Raw genomic sequence first — 17,814 nt, 5'->3', positions numbered from 1 at the left:
TACATTCCGGCAAAGGAGAATGCGATGCCCGGTTCGACACTGAAACGCGTGCGGCTGCGATCTGAGCGGCTGGAGACGCGAGTCACGCCCGAGCAAAAGGTCATGATCGAAGAAGCCGCTGCATTGCAGGGCCGGTCGGTGACCGACTTCGTCTTGACCAGCCTGCAAGATGCGGCGCGGCGGGCGATTGCCGAGCACCAACAACTGACCCTGTCGCTCCGGGACAGTCGCGCCTTCGTCGCTGCTTTGACCAAGCCCAGGCCGGCCAACGCGCGCCTGCGCGAGACCGTGCGCCGCTATCGCAAGGCGACCGGTCCCGCGCGGTGATGGCGGCGGAACCACTGCGCATCGAGGCGCTCGGTTCCCACCACGATCGGACCCGATTCGAAAGCGGTGTCGAACCGCTGGACCGCTACCTCCGAAATCAGGCCGGGCAGGATGCGCGCAAGAACATCGCCGCGCCGTTCGTGCTGGAATTGCCGGATGGAGACATCGCCGGCTACTACACTCTGTCGGCCACGGCAGTGAAACTGGAAGAGCTTCCTGAAGCCGTCGCGCGGCGGCTTCCACGATATCCGTTGGTTCCGGCGACGTTGCTGGGGCGGCTGGCCGTCGATTTGCGCTTTCGAGGCATAGGGTACGGGCGCTTCATGCTGGCGGATGCCCTCCATCGCGCCGTTCGCAGCGAGATCGCCTCTTTCGCGGTGATCGTCGACGCCAAGGACGACGAAGCCAGGCGGTTCTATCTGCGTGAAAGTTTTCTTGCGTTTCCCGACCAGCCGAAGCGACTCTTTCTGCAGATGCAGGTTATAGCCAAGCTGTTCGAATAGCTTCTGAGGATCCAAGATCATGACCAAAGGCTCCGATCTGCTCGTCGCCGCGCTGGAGAATGAAGGCGTCGCGCGCATCTTCGGCATTCCCGGCGAGGAGAATCTCGACGTCGTCGAATCGCTCAGGTCGTCGAAGATCGAGCTGGTGCTGACCCGGCATGAGCAGGCCGCGGGCTTCATGGCCGCGACCCACGGCAGGCTTACCGGGCAGCCGGGCGTCTGTCTTTCGACCCTGGGGCCGGGCGCGCTCAACTTCACCACCGCGGCGGCCTATGCGCATCTGGGCGCCATGCCGATGCTGATCCTGACCGGGCAGAAGCCGATCCATTCGGCGCGGCAGGCGCAGTTTCAGATCGTCGATATCGTCGGCGCAATGCGGCCCTTGACCAAGATGACCCGGCAAATCGTCGCCGCCTCGACCATCCCGACCACGGTGCGCGAGGCGTTCAGGATCGCCATGGAAGAACGGCCGGGGCCGGTGCACCTGGAGCTGCCCGAGGACATCGCCGCCGATGAGGCGGATGCGCCGCTGGTCCCGACCCATCCCATCGACCGGCCCTATCCCAACCCGGCGGCGCTGGAGCGGGTCGCGGCGATGATCCTGAAGGCGAAGGCGCCGCTGATCATGATCGGCGCAGCGGGCAGCCGGCCGCATCTGGTCGAGCCCCTGTCCGATTTCGTGCGGCGGCTGCGGGTTCCCTTCTTCAACACGCAAATGGGCAAGGGGGCGGTCACCGGCGGCTCCAACCTCTATCTCGGCACCGCGGCCTTGAGCGAGCGAGACTATATCCATGACGCGATCGACCGCGCCGACCTCATCATCGCGATCGGCCATGACACGGTCGAGAAGCCGCCCTTCCTGATGGGCCGCGCCTTGGGCGGGCGGAAGGTGATCCATATCGGCTACAGCTCGGCCAAGGTCGAGGAGGTCTATCACCCCGATGCGGAGCTGATCGGCGACATCGGCGCCAGCGTCTCAGGCCTGGCCGACAAGCTGGGCGGGCGCATTGCCGAGCAAGCCGGCATGCTGGAGCTCCGGCAGGAGATCCTGGCCAAGATCAACAACCGCAGCGAGGACACTCGCTTCCCAGTGATCCCGCAGCGGCTGGTGCATGACATCCGCGCGGTGGTGCCGGAAGACGGCATCGTCTGCCTCGACAACGGCATGTACAAGATCTGGTTCGCGCGGAATTACCGCACGCGGATCGCCAACACCCTGCTGCTGGACAACGCGCTGGCCACCATGGGGGCCGGCCTGCCTTCGGCGATCGCCGCCAAGCTGCTGCATCCGGAGCGAAAGGTGCTGGCGGTCTGCGGTGACGGCGGATTCATGATGAACAGCCAGGAGCTGGAGACGGCCGTCCGCCGCAAACTCGACCTGGTGGTCCTGATCATCGTCGATTCCGCCTATGGCATGATCCGCTGGAAGCAGGCGGTCGACCACTTCCCGGACTACGGCATGAGCTTCGGCAATCCGGATTTCGTCAAATACGCGGAATCCTACGGCGCCGCGGGGCATCAGGTCGGCGCCACGCAGGAGATCATCCCGACCTTGCAGGCGGCCTTCGATGCGGGCGGGGTGCATCTGGTCGCGGTGCCGATCGATTACAGCGAGAACATGCGGGTGCTGATCGACGAGCTCGGCAACCGCAAGGCCGCGGTGGAGTAAGCGCCACGCGTCGTCACCCGCGGGCTTGACCCGCGGGTCCGGTGCCGCTGCGCAAGATGCCCGGATCAAGTCCGGGCATGACGGTTTGGTTCTGGTGACGAACATCACTCCCGCGGCGGTCTGAATCGGCGCTAGACTTTCCGCTTCCGAATGAGCCCGGGAGACGGCCAATGCAGAATACCGCAGTCGCACAACTGTTCGCCCGTGCGGCCGAGCATGCCGTGGAATTCCGGGCCGGCCTGCCCAAGCGGCCGCAGCGGCCGCTGCAGACCTATGCCCAGGCGCTGGCCGGCTTCGACGCGCCGACGCCGGAGGCCGGGACCGAGGCGCAGATCGTGCTCGAGGACCTGGTCGCGCGCGCCGAGCCGGGCCTGCATGCGATGGCGGGCCCGCGCTTCTTCGGCTGGGTGATCGGCAATTCGCACCCGATGGGCGTCGCCGCCGATTTCCTGACCAGCGCCTGGGGCCAGAATGCCGGCAACCATACCGCGACGCCGGCGGCCGCCGCCTGCGAGACCGTGGCGATGCGTTGGCTGCTCGACATCCTCGACCTGCCGCGCGAATCCTCGGTCGGCTTCGTCAGCGGCGCCACGATGGCGGGCTTCGTCGGCCTCGCCGCGGCGCGCAGCGAGCTGCTGCGCCGGCTCGGCTGGGACGTCGAGGCCGACGGATTGTTCGGCGCGCCGCCGATCACCGTGCTGATCGGCGCCGAGGCGCATATCACGGTGTTCACGGCATTGCAGTATCTCGGCCTCGGCCGGCAGCGCGTCATCAGGATCCCGGTCGATGGCCAGGGCCGGATGCTGCCGGACGCCTTCGCGCTGGCGATGCGCAACGCGATGCAGGATCCGGCGGTCATCGTCGTCACGCAAGCCGGGCAGCTCAACACCGGCGCCTTCGACCCGCACAGGGCGATCATCGCCGAGGCGCGCCGGCACAAGAATGTCTGGGTGCATGTGGACGGCGCCTTCGGGCTCTGGGCTCGGGCCTGCCCGATGCGCGCGCCGCTGGCGGAAGGCGTCGAGCTGGCGGATTCCTGGTCCACCGACGGGCATAAATGGCTGCAGACGCCCTATGACTGCGGCTTCGCGATCATGCGCGACGCCGAGGCGCATCGCCGCGCCATGACCATCGCGGCGAGCTACCTGCCGCCGGTGGCGGCGGGCGAGCGCGATCCCTCGCATTTCGTGCCGGAGCTTTCGCGGCGCGCCCGCGGCTTCGCGGTCTGGGCGATGTTGAAGCATCTTGGCCGCGACGGCGTTGCCGCCATGGTGGAGCGGCATTGCCGCTACGCGGCCTTGCTGGCCGAGAAGCTGCGCGACGAGAAGGACAAGGGCATCGCGGTGCTGAACGACGTGGTGCTGAACCAGGTCATCGTCCGCTTCGGCGCCGATCGGGCGCCGGAGGCCGGCGACGCCGCCACCGCCGAGACCATCGCCGCCATCCAGCGCGACGGCACCTGCTTTGCCGGCGGCGCGCAATGGCAGGGCCGGATGGTGATGCGGCTCTCGGTGATCGGCGCCTCGACCTCGGAGAACGACGTGCTGCATTCGGCCGAGGCGATCATCAAGGCCTGGCGCGGCGTCCACGCCGCGGCCTGACCTAGGCGGCGCGACGAAACACCGGCGTGGTGAGATACTTCAAGCCGGAATCCACCAGCAGGGTCGCGATCGAGGCCTTGGGACCGAGCTTCATGCCGATCCGGATCGCCGCCAGCACATTGGCGCCGGACGAAGTACCGGCGAACAGCCCTTCCTCCTTGGCGAGGCGCCGGGCCATCGCCTCGGCATCGTCGGTCGGGACCGGGAGGATCTCGTCCACCAGCTGCGGCGCCCACATCGGCGGCGCCGTGCCGATGCCGATCCCCTCGATGCGGTGCGCGCCGGGCGCGCCGCCGGAGAGCACCGCCGATTCCGCCGGCTCGACCGCGACGATGCGGGTCTTCGGGTTGTGACGCGTGAGCACCGCGGCGACGCCTTGCAGCGAGGCCATGGTGCCGACCGCCTGGACGAAGGCATCGACCCTGCCGCCGCTCTGGGTCCAGATCTCCTCGCCCATGGGGTGATAGCCGGCGATGCTGTCGCGGTTGTTGAGCTGGTCGGTCCAGAAGGTGTCCGGCTCGGCCGCGATCGCCTTGGCCGCGGCGATCATGTCCAGGATGAGTTGCCGGGTAATCCTCCCGTTCTCACTCGGGATCAGGGTCAGCACGGCGCCGAAGGCCTGCATTTGCGTCAGCTTCTCGGCGCTGAAGGCATCCGAGGTCACGATCTTCAGGCGATAGCCCTTGGCCGCGGCGACCAAGGCCAGCGAGGCGCCGGTGCTGCCGCCGGTATATTCGACGATGGTGCCGCCGGGCCTGAGCCGGCCGTCGCGCTCGGCGCCGGCGACCATCGCCTGCGCCATGCGGTCCTTCATGCTGCCGGTCGGGTTCTGGCCTTCGACCTTGACCAGGATACGGGCGCAGCCTTCGGGCACGACGCGGCGGAGCTCGACCAGCGGCGTGTTGCCGATCGCCTGGAGCACGCTCATGGCCGCTTCCTTTGCGCGAGCCAGGATTTCAGGGCGACGGCGTTGTTGTGCTCCTGGTCGCGCGCGGCGTAGAGCAAGGTGACCGTGCCCTTGCGGATGTGACGGCGCAATTCCTTCGCCGCCTCGGCGGCTTCATCGGCCTGCAGCTCCTCGGCATAGGCTTCGAGGAAGGCGTCCCACTTCTCCGGCCTGGCGTGGAAGCGCTTGCGCAAGGCGTTGCTGGGGGCGATCGCTTTCAGCCAGAGATCGACCCTGGCCTTCTGCTTGACGATGCCGCGCGGCCAGAGCCGATCGACCAGGATCCGCATTCCGTCGGCCGCAGCGGCGGCTTCGTAGACGCGTTTCACCTTGAGTACCATGACGTTGCCTATTTGCATGTATCTACAAATAATGTATATACATATAACTATGAAACGCACGAATCAAGCCCCGAAGACGCTGCGCGGCGACGCCCGCGCCCTGGTCGAGACCTGCCCCGGCGTGCTGAGCCGGCTGGCGGCGCGGCGGATCACCCAGTTCCTGGACCAGGAGCTGGCGGCGACCGGGATCAGTTCCGCGCAACTCGCATTGCTGGCGCAGATCGCGGCAGCCGATGACGACACCCTGGGCGCGCTGGCGGAGCGCAGCGGGCTCGAGCAATCGACGCTCTCGCGCAACTTACGCACATTGGAGAATGCCGGCCTGATCGAGATCGCCGCGATCGAGAGCGATCTCCGCCGCCGCGCCGCCTGGCTGACCGAGACCGGCGCGCGGCGGCTTGAGGCGGCGGTTCCACTTTGGCGCAGAGCGCAGGCGGAACTGGTCCGGCGACTGCGGCCGGATCTCGGGCCGCGCCTGCGGCAGGTCGCGGAACTTCTTCCTGACTGACACGACCGTGTGTCGCCAAACTCCCCACATTGCGACGCGACGATCCGGGAGCTCGGGCGTTAGTGCTCAATGGGCCAGGGTACCGAGCACAGCCAGAGCGACGAACTCGACATGGTGCGGCAGCATGTCCGCATTCTGTGCGACCTCGGACGGCTGGCCGGCAACAGCACAGAGATCGCGAGCTTCCTGAACCAGGCCGTCGCCCAGGTCGCGCGGGGCACAGAGATCCACCACGTGAAGATTATGCGATATCGGCCGGAGACGGCGGACCTTCTGGTCATCGCCGGCGCCGGATGGAAGCCCGGCGTGGTCGGCACGGCAACACTTTCGGCCGACCTCCGCTCGGCACCGGGCCGGGCTTTTCAGATCGGCGAGGCGGTCTCCATCAACAATTTCGATGAGCAGGATGAATACGATCTTTCACCGCTGCTCAAAGAACATGGCATCGTCTCCCTGGTGAACGCCCCGGTGCTGATCGGCGGCACCGCCTGGGGGGTGGTGGAGGTCGACAGCACGACGCCGCGCGAGTTCGGCACGGATACGTGCGATTTCCTGAGCGCGGTGGGTGCGCTGATTGGCACCTGCATCCGACGCCATATGGCGCCGAGCCAAGGAGACAGCCTGGCCGCGGCAATGATCCAAGCGCAACAGCGCGAGACCCTGCTGCGCGAGATGCAGCACCGGGTGAAGAACAGCTTCCAACTGATCCTGGGCGCGATCACCTTGCAGAAGCGGCGGCATAAGGCGCCGGAGATCCTGGCCGCCCTCGACTACACCGCCGAGCGGATCCGTGCCGTTTCGCTGGCCCACGAGCAGCTGGCGCCGCGGGCGGGCGGCGAGGCGATCAACCTGGCGGAGTATCTTCGGGCCCTGTGCAGCTCGATCAAAAGCCAGGTCGAGACTGTCGAGATCGATATCGCGGCCGACGAGGTCCACATGCCGATCGAGCGCGCCATCGCCCTCGGGCTGATCCTGAATGAGGCAGCAACCAACAGCCTCAAGCATGCTTTCGGGGACGGCGACGGCCATATCAGCGTAAAGCTTCAGGCCGGCGTCGGATTTGGCGAGGCGCGGCTGACCGTCGCGGATAACGGCCGCGGCATGCAGGATTCGTCGGCCAGCGGTTCGGGTTTGAAGCTGATCGCCGCCTTGGCCCGGCAGATCGCCGCCAAGGTCGAGCGCCAGAGCACCGACAAGGGCACCGCAGTATCGGTGCAATTTCCCATCATCTCCTGACCGCGACCACGAACAGCCGGGGAAAGCGGAACAGGACGCGGCCATCGCCCATCGGCCTATAGAGCGACCGGATGCGGGCACCATAGGCTTCCAAGAAGGCCGGGGCGTGCTGCAGCCCCGCCGTGTCGAGATAGGGGCGCAGGCCGGTGCCTTTCATCCATTCGACCACGGCATCCGCTTTCGCCATCGGGTGGTTGTAGACCGTCTGCCAGACGTCGAGGCGGCTCGACTTCGGCGCGAGGCGATCGAAATAGGCCGAGGGCGCCGGCAGGGGATCGCGCTTCGGGTTCTTCGTCTTGAACCTGGCGCGCCAGGGTCCGTCCTCGACTGCCTCCTCCATCGCGACGTGGCTCGGTTCCTGGAGATTGTCCGGCATCTGCACCGCGAGCACGCCGCCGGGGCGGAGGCCGTCCATGAGTCTCGCCAGGGCCGTGAGGTGATCCGGCACCCATTGGAAGACGGCGTTGGCATAGAGGAGATCGGCCGGCTGCGGCGGCTGCCAGGTTTCGAGATCGGCTTCGACGAAGCGCGTGCCTTTCAAGCGGCTGCGCGCCGCGGCCAGCATGTTGGGATCGCTGTCGAGGCCGGTGACGCTGTCCGGGCCGAAGCGCGCGACCAGCAGCTCGGTGGAATTGCCGGGGCCACAGCCGAGGTCATAGGCGCGTTCCACCGTCTCCAGCGGCACCTGGGCCAGGAGATCGCGCGCGGGACGCGTGCGCTCGTCCTCGAATTTGAGATACTGGGCGGAAGACCAGGCCATGCTCCCTCCTCGGCCTTGCTGCGGGGCAGTCTGTGTCCAGCCGCGTCAACGTGCCACCCGCTTTTCCTTGGGCTAGAGCAACCTCACCGCCGCATCCGCGCCCGGACGGTGAGCGAGATGCCGACCGCGATGATGGCGATGCCGATCCAGACGATGGCGGGGTAGCGCTCGCCGAGGCCGATGGTCCCGGCCAGCACGCCGACGCCGGCCGCGACCGTGCCGATCTGGCTCAAGGTCACCGGACCGCCCACCACCTGCAGCTGGAAGAACAGCGCCAGCATGGCGGCGGTGGCGGCGATCTGCAGGGCGACCAGGCCCGGCACCGTCGCCAGGCGGGCGAAGTCGCCGAGCTGGCCGGTCAGGCCGCAAAGCAAAAGCAGCAGCAGGGCGGCGACCGCGTTGCTGCCGACCGCGAGGACCAGGGTGGGCGCGCCCCGCGGCAGGTCGATGGTGCGATAGACGTTGCCCAGCGCCAGGCTGACCGGAACCAGGGCGACCAGCGCCACCCAGAACCATTCGACCGGGCGGCCGACCTCGCCGCGCCCCGAGGCGACCAGCAGCGTGCCGATGAAGCCGATGACGATGCCGGCGAATTCCAGGCGCCGCGGCGCCCGCAGCCGCGCCAGGAAGGAGAAGATCACGGTGAACATCGGCGAGAGCGTGAACACGATCGCGGCATAGGCGCTGCCGAGATGCGGGATCGCGGTGAAGATCAGCACATTCGGCAGGGCATAGGAGACGACGGCGACGATCACGAAGTAGCGCATGAGCTGCGGGGTCGGGCGCGTCGCCTGCCGCTTCATCAGCAGCGCCACGGCCAGCACCAGGGCGCCGCCGCCCGACAGCAGGGTCGCCCAGACCAGCGGCGGAATGCCGGCGGCGGCGGCGAGCTTGCCCAAGGGAAAGGTGAAGCCGAGCAGCGCGCCGACGCTCAGCAGCAACGCGGCGGGCGCATGGAACAGGCGTGCAAGCAGAGGCTGCGGGGCAATCGTCGGATTGGACATGGGAGCGTTCGGCGTGGCACAAGCGGGTGCTCAGTTTAGCCAGCGCGGCGGCAGCCGGAAAGACCGAAGCGAGGATGTGCAATCTCTATTCGTTGACCAAGAGCCAGGATGCGATCCGGCAGCTGGTGCGCGCCCTCACCGAAGGCGCGTGGACCGACAGCACCGGCAACATGCCGCCCTTGCCCGGCATCTATCCCGACTACGCGGCGCCGATCGTGCGCAACCGCGAAGCCGGCCGCGAGCTCAGCATGGCGCGCTGGGGCATGCCCTCGCCCGCCTCGGTGCTGGTCGGCAAGAAGAGCGATTCCGGGGTCACCAACGTGCGCAACACCGAATCGGCGCATTGGCGGCGCTGGCTCATCCCCGAGCATCGCTGCGTCGTGCCCTTCACCAGCTTCGCCGAGAACGAGGTGCTGCCGGACGGCAAGCGGCCGACGGTCTGGTTCGCCTTCGATGAGAGCCGACCCTTGGCTTGCTTCGCCGGGATCTGGACCCGCTGGACTTCAGTGCGCAAAGTGAAGGAAGGCGAGACCACCAACGACCTCTTCGCCATCCTGACCACCGCGCCCAATGCCGAGGTGGGCGCCATCCACCCCAAGGCGATGCCCGTGATCCTGCGCGACGCCGCGGAGATCGATCAGTGGATGTCGGCGCCCTTGCCGGAGGCTTTGAAGTTGCAGCGTCCGCTGCCGGACGGATCGCTGAAGATCGTGCTCCGCGGCGAGAAGCAGGACGGCGAAGCGCCGGAGCCGGCCAAGGCGCTGGCGCGGCCACAGCAGGCGAGTCTGTTCTAGACGCGGAACATGAGTGCGGTCGTCATGCCATGGCTTGGCCTTGGCATGACGGCGTTTAGGTGGAGATGTCGAGCCTGTTACCGCTTGCGCGGAGTCTTCTCGGCGCCTTCCAGCAGGCTCTCGACGATCTTCACCAGGCGGTGGCTGGGGCCGTCGGGACCGACGCTTTGCAGGCAGACGCCGGCACCCTCGACCAGCATGTGGATCTGGTCGGCCAGCAATTCGGGATGGGCGAGGCCGGCCTTGCGGCAGGCGGCGGCGAGGCGGTCGCGGATCGCGAGCTTGTGCTGCTCGATCACCTTGCGGCCGGGATGATCCGGGTCCGGCAGCTCAACCGCGGCATTGACCATCGGGCAGCCGCGGCTCTCCGGCCGGGTCATCAGCGCGCCCATGTCCTTCAGCCAGGCCAGGATCAGCGCCTTCGGATCGGCGGGATGGCGGGCGATCAGGTCGTCCCAATGCCGCTCCACCGCCTTCACCTCGCCGCGCAGGTATTCGGCGATCAGCTCCTCCTTGGAGCCGAAGTTGCGGTAGAGCGTCATCTTGTTGGTGCCGGCCTCGGCCGCGATCATCTCCACGCCGACCGCGCGGATGCCGTCGCGATAGAAGAGCTCGCGCGCGGTCGCGAGAATCCGCTCCCGCGGCCGCTTCTCCGCGCTCTCTCGCGACTCGACTGCTTTCGCCTGGGCCATGGGATGGAATCCTACACCATATTTTCCGGTTGACGCGAGCGTTACCGGTCGGTAACTTCCGACAGTTACCGACCGGTAACATCGGTATTATGAGAGAGGAAATCAAGCCATGACGATCGGCATCACCGGCGCGGGCGGCCAGCTCGGCGGCAGCCTGCTCAACGAATTGCTGGCGCGCGGCGCCAAGCCCGGCGAGATCGTGGCGGTCACCCGGACGCCGGAGAAGCTGGCGGCTTTCGCGGCCAAGGGCATGGCCGTGCGGTCGGGCGATTTCGATGCGCCGGCCGGCCTGGCCGCCGCCTTCAAGGGCATCGACACCCTGCTGATCATCCCAACCTCCGATCTCCGCCCCGGCATCCGCACGCCGCAGCACAAGGCGGCGATCAAGGCGGCGAAAGAGGCGGGGGTGAAGCACCTGGTCTATGTCTCGACCGTGGCGGCGCGGCCCGGCCAGGACCTGATGCAGTCGCATCTCGAGACCGAGCAGGCGGTCTTCGCCTCGGGCATGAAATGGACCATCGCCCGCATGGGCATGTATTTCGAGAACCTGTTCATGGGCGCGCTGCAGCACGCCCTGGCGACCGGGCATTTCGGCGCGACCGGGCCGGCGCCGGTGGCTAACCTTGCCCGCGACGATGTCGCCGCGGCGCTGGCCGGCCTGCTGCTGGGCTCGGGCCATGAGGGTTCGGTCTATCACCTGACCGGCGGCGCCTCGCTGACGCCGGCGGAGACCGCCGCGACGGTCGGCCAGGTGTTCGGCAAGCCGGTCGAGGCCGCGATCATCACCGACGAGCAATATGCCGGCGGGTTGAAGGCGGCGGGCCTGCCCGATTTCGTGGTCGAGGCCATCCTCGGCATCGCGCAGACGGCGGCCAAGGGCATGCTCGATGTCGTCACCGGCGACGTCGAGCGGCTCGCGGGGCGCAAGCCGGTCACGCTGGCGGCGTTCCTCAGTGCGCGGAAGCAGGCGGTGGCCGCTTAAGCCACAGCGCCGCGCTGGATCACAGTCCGGCGCGATCTTGTGCAGCATCACGGCTGCATCAACCCCCTACCTAGCCTCCCCCCTTCTTGGGGGGAGGACTCTATGAAGAGCGCTGCAGCAACAGATGGCTTTGTCCGTCCCCCGCCCCCAAGATGGGGGCGGGTTGGGGTGGGGGTTGATGCAGCCTGAGCGCTTAAGATCCAGCGCCGAGAGCCATCAGGGCAGGCGCGCCACGCGCTCGAACAGGAGCTCGAAGAAGCCCTCGACGTCGACCTCGCGCATGTAGCGGGCGTTGGCAGGGCGGTCGGTGACGCGCCAGTAGTCGGCGACGGTCATGCCGAGGGTGAGCTCGCTCTGGGTCTCGATCTCGACGTTGATGTGGCGGCCGCCGAACAGCTCGGGCTTCAGCAGATAGGCGATGGTGGTCGGGTCGTGCAGCGGCGCGCCTTCAGTGCCGTATTTGTTGACGTCGAAGGTGCGCGAGAAGGTCAGCGCCTCGGCAAGCGCCTTGCCGCTGCGGTTGCCGAGGCCGGCGAGCTTGTCCAGGCGCGACTGAATGAGCAGCACCTGGTGCGTGACGTCGAGCGGCATCACGGTCAAGGGCACGCCGCTCTTGAAGACGAGGTCGGCGGCGGTCGGATCGACATAGACGTTGAACTCGGCGGCGGGCGTGATGTTGCCAACCTCGAAATAGGCGCCGGCCATCATCACGATCTCGCGGATCTTCGGCTTCACCTCCGGCGCCCGGGTCAGCAGCAGGCCGACATCGGTCAGCGGCCCAAGGGTCACCAGCGTGATCTCGTCGTCCTCGGCGGCGCGCAGGGTCTCGATCAGGAAGTCGACGCCGGGCTGCTTGTTGAGCGGCGTCTTCGGCTCCGGCAGGTCGGGGCCGTCGAGCCCGGTCTTGCCATGGACATGCTCGGCGGTCACCAGCTTGCGGCCCATCGGCTGGTCGCTGCCGGCGAAGACCGGCACGTCGCTGCGGCCGGCCAGCTCGCAGATCCGGCGCGCGTTGCGCTCGGTATGGTGCAGCGGTACGTTGCCGGCGACGGCGACGATGCCCAGCACCTCCAGCTCCTGGGGCGAGGCGAGCGCCATCAGGAGCGCGGCCATGTCATCCTGGCCGGGGTCGGTGTCGAAGATGATCTTGCGAGCAGCGGACTCGCGGGACATGGGAAGCCTTTCGGGAATTCAATCGGATCGGTGTAGCGGCGCAACCTAGCACCCCGCTCACGCGGCCGGAAAGTGCCGAGTGGATAGAGCGGATCAGAGACCGGCGGCGTAAGCGTCCAGTGCCTCGACCGAGGCGATGCGGGTGACCGGCTTGCCGGCGCGCTCGGCTTCGTCGGTGAGGCGGCGGAAGACCGGGGCCATCTCCCGGTCGGTCTCCCAGAGCGTCTCGAACATGCCGCGGGTGGTCGGCATCTCGGCGATGCCGCCGACCGGGTGCTCGAGCTTGCCCAGGGCCCACTGGATCTGCCGTTCGGCGGCCAGCCAGAAATGCATCCACAGCGGCATGTCGATGAGGATGATCTCGGTCGCGCGGGCGAAGCGCGCCGGCAGGGATTCGGTCCAGCCCAAGCCGTCGATCACCCAGTTCTCCTCGGCGACCAGCTTGGCATGCGCGGCTTCGTATTCGGCTTGCGAACAGGGTTCCCAGCCCGGCTTCCAGGTGATGGCATCGATCTCGCGATAAGGCAGGCCGCGCTTCGCCGCGAGCTTGCGGGCCAGCACGGACTTGCCGCCGCCGGCATTGCCGATGATGAGGATGCGGGCCATGGCGCAGAGTCTAGCGAAGCGCCCGGCGATTCGCTCGGATTTGTTCCGCTCAAATCTGTTCCGGGACCATGTCGATCGCGCCGCAGGGGCATTCGGCGGCGCAGAGGCCGCAGCCTTTGCAGAAATCGGTGTCGATGCGGTAGCGATTCCCGGCACCCAGCTTGATGATCGCGTTGTCCGGGCAGACGCCGTAGCAGTTGTCGCATTCGAAGCAGTTGCCGCAGGAGAGGCAGCGCCGGGCCTCGAACAAGGCGGTCTCGGCATCGAGCCCCTGCACCACCTCGGCAAAGCCATCGACCCGCCGCGCGGCGTCCAGCTTGGCGCGAACCTGGTGCGGCGCGTCGGTGTAGTACCAGGTGTTCAGCCTGGCGAAGGCAGCTTCGCCGTGTTTCGGTGCCGGCTCATAGATCTTGCCGGCAAGCCAGGCGTCGATGTTGGCGGCCGCCTTCTTGCCATGGCCCATGGCGACGGTGACGGTGCGCTCGGCCGGCACGGCATCGCCGCCGGCAAACAGGCCCGGCAGCTTCGTCATCATGCCGGGATCGACGTCGATACCGCCGTTCTCGGAAATCAGCCCGGGCACATCCTTGATCAGGCCGAGATCGACATCCTGGCCGAGCGCCAGGACCAGGCTGTCGGCCTCGAGCGTCTCCAAGGTGCCGGTCGGCTGGGGGAAGCCTTTCTCGTCGAGCGCCATCCGCTCGACCGTGATCTTGCCGTCCTCCATATGCTTGATGGTCGAGAGCCATTTCATCATGACGCCCTCGTCCAGCGCCTCCTCGACCTCGAAGTCATGGGCCGGCATGCGGTCGCGGGTGCGGCGGTAGACGATCAGTGCCTCCTCGGCGCCAAGGCGGCGCGCGGTGCGCGCGACGTCGAGCGCGGTGTTGCCGCCGCCATAGATCACCACGCGGCGGCCGAGCTTCGGCGCCTCGGCGCCTTCCATGGAGCGCAGCACCGAGACGGCATCGAGGATGCGCGCGCCCTCGGCCGCCGGCACATAGGCGCGCTTGGCGAGCTGCGCGCCGATCGCGAGGAAGGTCGCGTCGAAGCCCTGCATCGCCGCCTTGATGTCGTCGATCTTGGCGTTGAGCTCGAGGGTCACGCCGAGATCGAGGATGCGCGCGATCTCGGCGTCGAGGATGTCGCGCGGCAGGCGATATTTCGGGATGCCGAAACGCATCATGCCGCCGGCCATCGGCCCGGCCTCGCGGATGGTCACGGCATGGCCGCGCCGCGCCAGATGATAGGCGGCGGAAAGCCCGGAGGGTCCGGCGCCGACGATCAGCACGCGCTTGCCGCTCGCCGCTGCCTGCTTCTGAAAGCGCCAGCCCTGGCGGATCGCCTCGTCGCCGAGGAAACGCTCGACCGCGTTGATGCCGACGGCGGTGTCGAGCTTACCGCGATTGCAGGCGGTCTCGCAGGGGTGGTAGCAGACCCGGCCCATCACCGCCGGCATCGGGTTGTCGAGCGTCAGCTTCTCGAAGGCCTCGCGGTAGCGGCCTTCCTCGGCAAGGTAGAGCCAGCCCTGGATATCCTCGCCGGCCGGGCAGGCGGCGTTGCAGGGCGGCAGGTGATCGGCATAGACCGGGCGCTCGCTGCGCCAGCTGCCGGTATGGTTGGCGCGGCTGGAGCCGACGTCGAGGGTGATGGCGAAGGGCTTGTTTTCCATCTCAGACCTCGGCCGCGGGATCGATCAGGCCGTAGCGCGCGATGTTGCGGTCGGCGATCGCCTGCAGCCGCGCGATCGTGGGGGCACCGGTTTCGTCCTTGAAGAGATGCGCGAAGCGCTTCTGCGGCTTCAGATACTCCTCGACCGGACGCCGGGCCCGGATCTTCAGCACCTCCGTCACCTCGCCCCGCCCGCCGGCGAAGACCGGGAACAGGCCGGTCTCGACCGCCAAGCGCGCGATCTTGATGGTGTCGTGCGAAGCCGTGCCCCAGCCGAGCGGACAGGGCACCAGGACATGGATGTAGCGGGCGCCGGTGAGCGACATCGCATGGGTCACCTTGGCCTCAAGGTCGTGCAGATTGGCGACGGTCGCGGTGGCGACATAGGGGATCTCATGGGCCAGCGCGATGCGCGGCACGTCCTTGCCTTGGCCGAACACATTGCCCGGCTGCTGGCCGATCGCCGGCGTGGTCGCGGTGCGCGCGGCCGGCGGCGTCGCCGAGGAACGCTGCACGCCGGTGTTCATATAGGCCTCGTTGTCGTAGCAGATGTAGAGCACATCGTCGTTGCGCTCGAACATCCCGGAGAGGCAGCCGAAGCCGATATCGGTGGTGCCGCCGTCGCCGCCCTGGGCGATCACCCGCGTCGACTTGCCCTTCGCCTTCATCGCCGCGGCGAGGCCGGTGGCGACCGCCGGCGCGTTGCCGAACAGCGAATGGATCCAGGGAATCTGCCAGGAGGTCTCGGGATAAGGCGTCGAGAAGACTTCCAAGCAGCCGGTCGCGTTGGCGGCGATGAGGTCGCGCCCCGCGGCGCGCATCGCGGCATCGACCGCATAGCGCGCGCCGAGCGCCTCGCCGCAACCCTGGCAGGCGCGATGCCCGCAGGAGAGCGCGTTGGCGCGGTCCGGCTCCGACTGCACGGTGCGCGTCTCGGCCGGCAGCAGGCGGTTGCCGATCGTGTGGGTGCCGGTCTGGTAGAACTTGACGGGCGTGTAGGCCATGGCGCGGTCCTCAGGCGATCCGAGTTCAGGCGATCCGGGCGGCGACCGCGCCCAGATGCTTTAAGAGATTCTCCGCGATCGGGCCGGAGCGGCGCAGATTGCCCATCCGCTCGAGCTCGTGCTTCACCACGGGGAGGTTGAGGTCGAGGAAATGCAGCGGCTCGGCGATGCCGTCGACCACGGTGTCGAACAGGCGGCGCAGCGAATCCTTGGTGATGGCGCGGCCGCCGAGACCGGCGATCGCCGCGGTGCCGACCTGGTGCAGCGCGGGGTCGAGCGCCATCCGCACATCGGTCGAGACCACGCCGCCCATGCCGACCGCCAGCGCCTTCTCCACCACCACCCAGCGCTTCACATGGCGCAGCGCGTTGCGGATCGCCTCCGCCGGGAAGGGGCGGTAGCTGACGATGCCGAGCACGCCGATCTTCACGCCCGCCTCGCGCATCTCGTCGATCACGTCCTTGATCGTGCCCAAGACCGAGCCCAGCGCGATGACCACGGTCTCGGCATCCTCCAGGCGGTAGGGCCGGATCAGGCCGCCGGAATCGCGGCCGAAGGCGGCGGCGAATTCCGCGGTGATGTCGGGGATCAGCTCAAGCGCCTCCTCTTGCCGGTAATGCGCGAGATAGCGCACTTCGGTGAAGGCTTCCGGCCCGACCATGGCGCCGATGGTGACGGGATCGGCGGGATCGAGCAGCTGGCGCGGCTCGTAGCGCGGCAGGAAGGCATCGACTTCAGCCTGGGTCGGCAGATCGACCTGCTCATAGGCATGGGTGAGGATGAAGCCATCCATGCAGACCATCACCGGCAAGGACAGTTCCTCGGCCAGGCGGAAGGCCTGGATATGCAGGTCCGCCGCCTCCTGGTTGGTCTCGGCGAAGAGCTGGATCCAGCCGCTGTCCCTTTGCGAGAGCGCGTCGCTGTGGTCGTTCCAGATGTTGATCGGCGCGCCGATCGCCCGGTTGGCCACGGTCATGACGATCGGCAGGCCGAGGCCCGAAGCGTTGTAGATCGCCTCCACCATGAAGAGGAGGCCCTGGCTGGCGGTCGCGGTATAGGCCCGCGCACCCGCGGCGCTGGCGCCGATCGCGACCGACATTGCCGCGAACTCGCTTTCGACGTTGATGTATTCGCAAGGCTGGAGCGCGCCGCTCTTCACCAGCTCGCCGACCGCCTCGACGATGTGGGTCTGCGGGCTGATCGGATAGGCGCAGACCACTTCCGGCCGGCACAAGGCGACGGTCTCGGCGACGGCGCGGGAGCCCTCGATCTGCTTCAGCATCACGCCACCTCTTTCATCTCGGCCAGCACCCAGTCATGCGCGGCCTCGGCGGCGGCGATGTTGGCCGCGGCCACCGCGCCGGAGAACTTCTCGGCGATGGCGGACTTGACCGAGGCGAGGTGGACCAGGCCGGAAAAGGCGGCGAGGCCGCCGAGCAGGGCGGCATTCGGCAGGGCGCGGCCGACATGCTTCAGCGCGAGCTCGCTCGCCGGCACTGTCAGCAGGCGCCCCTGGCGCTGGCCGAGCGCGTCCAGCCCCAGCGCCGCGGCGCTGCGGCCGGAATTGACCAGCACATAGCCGTCCGGCTTCAGGCCCTGGAACAGATTGACCTGGTGCAGCAGGGTCGGGTCCTGGATGATCAGCGCGTTGGGCGTCATCACCGGCTCGCGCACCCGGATCGGCTTGTCGTCGATCCGGCAGAAGGCCATGACCGGGGCGCCCGTGCGCTCCGAGCCGAAGCTCGGGAAGGCCTGGGCATGGCGGCCCTCGAGGAATCCGGCGATGGACAGCATCTCCGCCGCCGTCACCACCCCCTGGCCGCCGCGCCCGTGAATCCTGACCTCGAACATGCCCGATCCTCGCTTGAGCCCGCGAGCATCCGCCAGCGAGACCCGGCGCGCCTTGATCGAAGTCATAGGCGGTGAAGAAGCTGGGGCTTCGGGGCTTACGAGAAACCGCCGCGCTGCCGGACGAAGCACGTGACATCCGTGTAGAC

The 17,814-nt window shown here is 67.8% G+C and carries 19 protein-coding genes; 8 read left to right on the top strand and 11 right to left on the bottom strand.

The window, feature by feature from the left end:
* Positions 1 to 24 precede the first annotated feature (24 nt).
* The 4 genes from ACH2CY_RS09260 (at position 25) to ACH2CY_RS09245 (ending at position 4,100) form a co-directional block, all read left to right on the top strand.
* Positions 25 to 327, top strand: a complete 303-nt coding sequence (locus ACH2CY_RS09260; RefSeq protein WP_395018373.1) for a DUF1778 domain-containing protein — start codon at positions 25 to 27, stop codon at positions 325 to 327.
* Positions 327 to 830: a GNAT family N-acetyltransferase gene (locus tag ACH2CY_RS09255; protein WP_395018371.1), complete on the top strand. Its 504-nt coding sequence runs from the start codon at positions 327 to 329 to the stop codon at positions 828 to 830. The genes ACH2CY_RS09260 and ACH2CY_RS09255 overlap by 1 nt, the downstream gene beginning before the upstream one ends.
* 19 nt (positions 831 to 849) lie before the next feature.
* Positions 850 to 2,499, top strand: coding sequence for an acetolactate synthase large subunit (locus ACH2CY_RS09250; RefSeq protein WP_395018370.1), 1,650 nt, complete (start codon positions 850 to 852; stop codon positions 2,497 to 2,499).
* 170 nt (positions 2,500 to 2,669) lie between these two features.
* Positions 2,670 to 4,100 carry a pyridoxal phosphate-dependent decarboxylase family protein gene (locus ACH2CY_RS09245; RefSeq protein WP_395018368.1) on the top strand — a complete coding sequence of 477 codons (1,431 nt, stop codon included), beginning with the start codon at positions 2,670 to 2,672 and terminating at the stop codon, positions 4,098 to 4,100.
* A 1-nt stretch (position 4,101) separates the two neighbouring features.
* On the opposite strand, the gene ACH2CY_RS09240 is transcribed toward ACH2CY_RS09245, so the two are convergent.
* Positions 4,102 to 5,028: a PLP-dependent cysteine synthase family protein gene (locus tag ACH2CY_RS09240; protein WP_395018366.1), complete on the bottom strand. Its 927-nt coding sequence runs from the start codon at positions 5,026 to 5,028 to the stop codon at positions 4,102 to 4,104.
* The gene (locus tag ACH2CY_RS09235) at positions 5,025 to 5,387 is read right to left on the bottom strand and encodes a DUF488 domain-containing protein (protein ID WP_395018364.1); all 363 of its coding nucleotides are present in this window, start codon (positions 5,385 to 5,387) and stop codon (positions 5,025 to 5,027) included. The genes ACH2CY_RS09240 and ACH2CY_RS09235 overlap by 4 nt, the downstream gene beginning before the upstream one ends.
* A 49-nt stretch (positions 5,388 to 5,436) precedes the next feature.
* Between ACH2CY_RS09235 and ACH2CY_RS09230 the strand changes: the two genes are divergently transcribed.
* The gene (locus ACH2CY_RS09230) at positions 5,437 to 5,895 is read left to right on the top strand and encodes a MarR family winged helix-turn-helix transcriptional regulator (protein ID WP_395018362.1); all 459 of its coding nucleotides are present in this window, start codon (positions 5,437 to 5,439) and stop codon (positions 5,893 to 5,895) included.
* Between the two features lie 69 nt (positions 5,896 to 5,964).
* Positions 5,965 to 7,131 (top strand): sensor histidine kinase, encoded by a 1,167-nt coding sequence (locus ACH2CY_RS09225; protein ID WP_395018361.1) that lies wholly within the window; start codon positions 5,965 to 5,967, stop codon positions 7,129 to 7,131.
* Here the strand turns inward: ACH2CY_RS09225 and tam are convergent.
* The gene (gene tam, locus ACH2CY_RS09220) at positions 7,121 to 7,891 is read right to left on the bottom strand and encodes a trans-aconitate 2-methyltransferase (RefSeq protein WP_395018360.1); all 771 of its coding nucleotides are present in this window, start codon (positions 7,889 to 7,891) and stop codon (positions 7,121 to 7,123) included. The two genes, ACH2CY_RS09225 and tam, sit on opposite strands and share 11 nt — an antisense overlap.
* Positions 7,892 to 7,974: 83 nt before the next feature.
* Positions 7,975 to 8,895 carry a DMT family transporter gene (locus ACH2CY_RS09215; RefSeq protein ID WP_395018358.1) on the bottom strand — a complete coding sequence of 307 codons (921 nt, stop codon included), beginning with the start codon at positions 8,893 to 8,895 and terminating at the stop codon, positions 7,975 to 7,977.
* Between the two features lie 74 nt (positions 8,896 to 8,969).
* On the opposite strand from ACH2CY_RS09215, the gene ACH2CY_RS09210 reads away from it, so the two are divergent.
* The gene (locus ACH2CY_RS09210) at positions 8,970 to 9,689 is read left to right on the top strand and encodes an SOS response-associated peptidase (RefSeq protein WP_395018356.1); all 720 of its coding nucleotides are present in this window, start codon (positions 8,970 to 8,972) and stop codon (positions 9,687 to 9,689) included.
* A 77-nt stretch (positions 9,690 to 9,766) separates the two neighbouring features.
* Here the strand turns inward: ACH2CY_RS09210 and ACH2CY_RS09205 are convergent, their stop codons facing one another.
* On the bottom strand, positions 9,767 to 10,381 hold the full coding sequence (locus ACH2CY_RS09205) for a TetR/AcrR family transcriptional regulator (protein ID WP_395018355.1): 615 nt from the start codon (positions 10,379 to 10,381) through the stop codon (positions 9,767 to 9,769).
* A 109-nt stretch (positions 10,382 to 10,490) separates the two neighbouring features.
* Between ACH2CY_RS09205 and ACH2CY_RS09200 the strand changes: the two genes are divergently transcribed.
* Positions 10,491 to 11,363, top strand: a complete 873-nt coding sequence (locus ACH2CY_RS09200; RefSeq protein WP_395018353.1) for an NAD(P)H-binding protein — start codon at positions 10,491 to 10,493, stop codon at positions 11,361 to 11,363.
* 216 nt (positions 11,364 to 11,579) lie between these two features.
* On the opposite strand, the gene ACH2CY_RS09195 is transcribed toward ACH2CY_RS09200, so the two are convergent.
* From ACH2CY_RS09195 to ACH2CY_RS09170, 6 genes are all read right to left on the bottom strand, one after another.
* Positions 11,580 to 12,536, bottom strand: coding sequence for a nucleoside hydrolase (locus tag ACH2CY_RS09195; RefSeq protein ID WP_395018352.1), 957 nt, complete (start codon positions 12,534 to 12,536; stop codon positions 11,580 to 11,582).
* Positions 12,537 to 12,629: 93 nt separating this feature from the next.
* A complete protein-coding gene (locus tag ACH2CY_RS09190; protein WP_395018350.1) occupies positions 12,630 to 13,142 on the bottom strand; it encodes a hypothetical protein in 513 nt (170 codons plus the stop codon).
* Positions 13,143 to 13,191: 49 nt separating this feature from the next.
* Positions 13,192 to 14,814 (bottom strand): NAD(P)-binding protein, encoded by a 1,623-nt coding sequence (locus ACH2CY_RS09185; RefSeq protein ID WP_395018348.1) that lies wholly within the window; start codon positions 14,812 to 14,814, stop codon positions 13,192 to 13,194.
* Between the two features lies 1 nt (position 14,815).
* Complete coding sequence (locus ACH2CY_RS09180; protein WP_395018347.1) at positions 14,816 to 15,817, bottom strand: thiamine pyrophosphate-dependent enzyme; 1,002 nt, start codon at positions 15,815 to 15,817, stop codon at positions 14,816 to 14,818.
* 25 nt (positions 15,818 to 15,842) lie between these two features.
* Positions 15,843 to 17,099: a transketolase C-terminal domain-containing protein gene (locus ACH2CY_RS09175; protein ID WP_395018345.1), complete on the bottom strand. Its 1,257-nt coding sequence runs from the start codon at positions 17,097 to 17,099 to the stop codon at positions 15,843 to 15,845.
* Positions 17,099 to 17,668 (bottom strand): 2-oxoacid:acceptor oxidoreductase family protein, encoded by a 570-nt coding sequence (locus ACH2CY_RS09170; RefSeq protein ID WP_395018343.1) that lies wholly within the window; start codon positions 17,666 to 17,668, stop codon positions 17,099 to 17,101. Before ACH2CY_RS09170 ends, ACH2CY_RS09175 begins: the two co-directional genes overlap by 1 nt.
* Between the last annotated feature and the right edge of the window lie 146 nt (positions 17,669 to 17,814).

The sequence above is a fragment of the Dongia sp. genome, assembly GCF_041905885.1.
Taxonomy (GTDB): domain Bacteria; phylum Pseudomonadota; class Alphaproteobacteria; order Dongiales; family Dongiaceae; genus Dongia.
This window is presented reverse-complemented; position numbering and strand designations above follow the sequence as displayed.

Coding starts and splice junctions, on each gene's coding strand:
- ACH2CY_RS09180 (WP_395018347.1), bottom strand. CDS start 15,817: ATGGCCTACACGCCCGTCAAGTTCTACCAGACCGGCACCCACACGATC.
- ACH2CY_RS09225 (WP_395018361.1), top strand. CDS start 5,965: ATGGGCCAGGGTACCGAGCACAGCCAGAGCGACGAACTCGACATGGTG.
- ACH2CY_RS09255 (WP_395018371.1), top strand. CDS start 327: ATGGCGGCGGAACCACTGCGCATCGAGGCGCTCGGTTCCCACCACGAT.
- ACH2CY_RS09175 (WP_395018345.1), bottom strand. CDS start 17,099: ATGCTGAAGCAGATCGAGGGCTCCCGCGCCGTCGCCGAGACCGTCGCC.
- ACH2CY_RS09230 (WP_395018362.1), top strand. CDS start 5,437: ATGAAACGCACGAATCAAGCCCCGAAGACGCTGCGCGGCGACGCCCGC.
- ACH2CY_RS09210 (WP_395018356.1), top strand. CDS start 8,970: ATGTGCAATCTCTATTCGTTGACCAAGAGCCAGGATGCGATCCGGCAG.
- ACH2CY_RS09170 (WP_395018343.1), bottom strand. CDS start 17,668: ATGTTCGAGGTCAGGATTCACGGGCGCGGCGGCCAGGGGGTGGTGACG.
- ACH2CY_RS09260 (WP_395018373.1), top strand. CDS start 25: ATGCCCGGTTCGACACTGAAACGCGTGCGGCTGCGATCTGAGCGGCTG.
- ACH2CY_RS09185 (WP_395018348.1), bottom strand. CDS start 14,814: ATGGAAAACAAGCCCTTCGCCATCACCCTCGACGTCGGCTCCAGCCGC.
- ACH2CY_RS09245 (WP_395018368.1), top strand. CDS start 2,670: ATGCAGAATACCGCAGTCGCACAACTGTTCGCCCGTGCGGCCGAGCAT.
- ACH2CY_RS09250 (WP_395018370.1), top strand. CDS start 850: ATGACCAAAGGCTCCGATCTGCTCGTCGCCGCGCTGGAGAATGAAGGC.
- ACH2CY_RS09200 (WP_395018353.1), top strand. CDS start 10,491: ATGACGATCGGCATCACCGGCGCGGGCGGCCAGCTCGGCGGCAGCCTG.
- ACH2CY_RS09215 (WP_395018358.1), bottom strand. CDS start 8,895: ATGTCCAATCCGACGATTGCCCCGCAGCCTCTGCTTGCACGCCTGTTC.
- ACH2CY_RS09240 (WP_395018366.1), bottom strand. CDS start 5,028: ATGAGCGTGCTCCAGGCGATCGGCAACACGCCGCTGGTCGAGCTCCGC.
- ACH2CY_RS09235 (WP_395018364.1), bottom strand. CDS start 5,387: ATGGTACTCAAGGTGAAACGCGTCTACGAAGCCGCCGCTGCGGCCGAC.
- ACH2CY_RS09195 (WP_395018352.1), bottom strand. CDS start 12,536: ATGTCCCGCGAGTCCGCTGCTCGCAAGATCATCTTCGACACCGACCCC.
- tam (WP_395018360.1), bottom strand. CDS start 7,891: ATGGCCTGGTCTTCCGCCCAGTATCTCAAATTCGAGGACGAGCGCACG.
- ACH2CY_RS09205 (WP_395018355.1), bottom strand. CDS start 10,381: ATGGCCCAGGCGAAAGCAGTCGAGTCGCGAGAGAGCGCGGAGAAGCGG.
- ACH2CY_RS09190 (WP_395018350.1), bottom strand. CDS start 13,142: ATGGCCCGCATCCTCATCATCGGCAATGCCGGCGGCGGCAAGTCCGTG.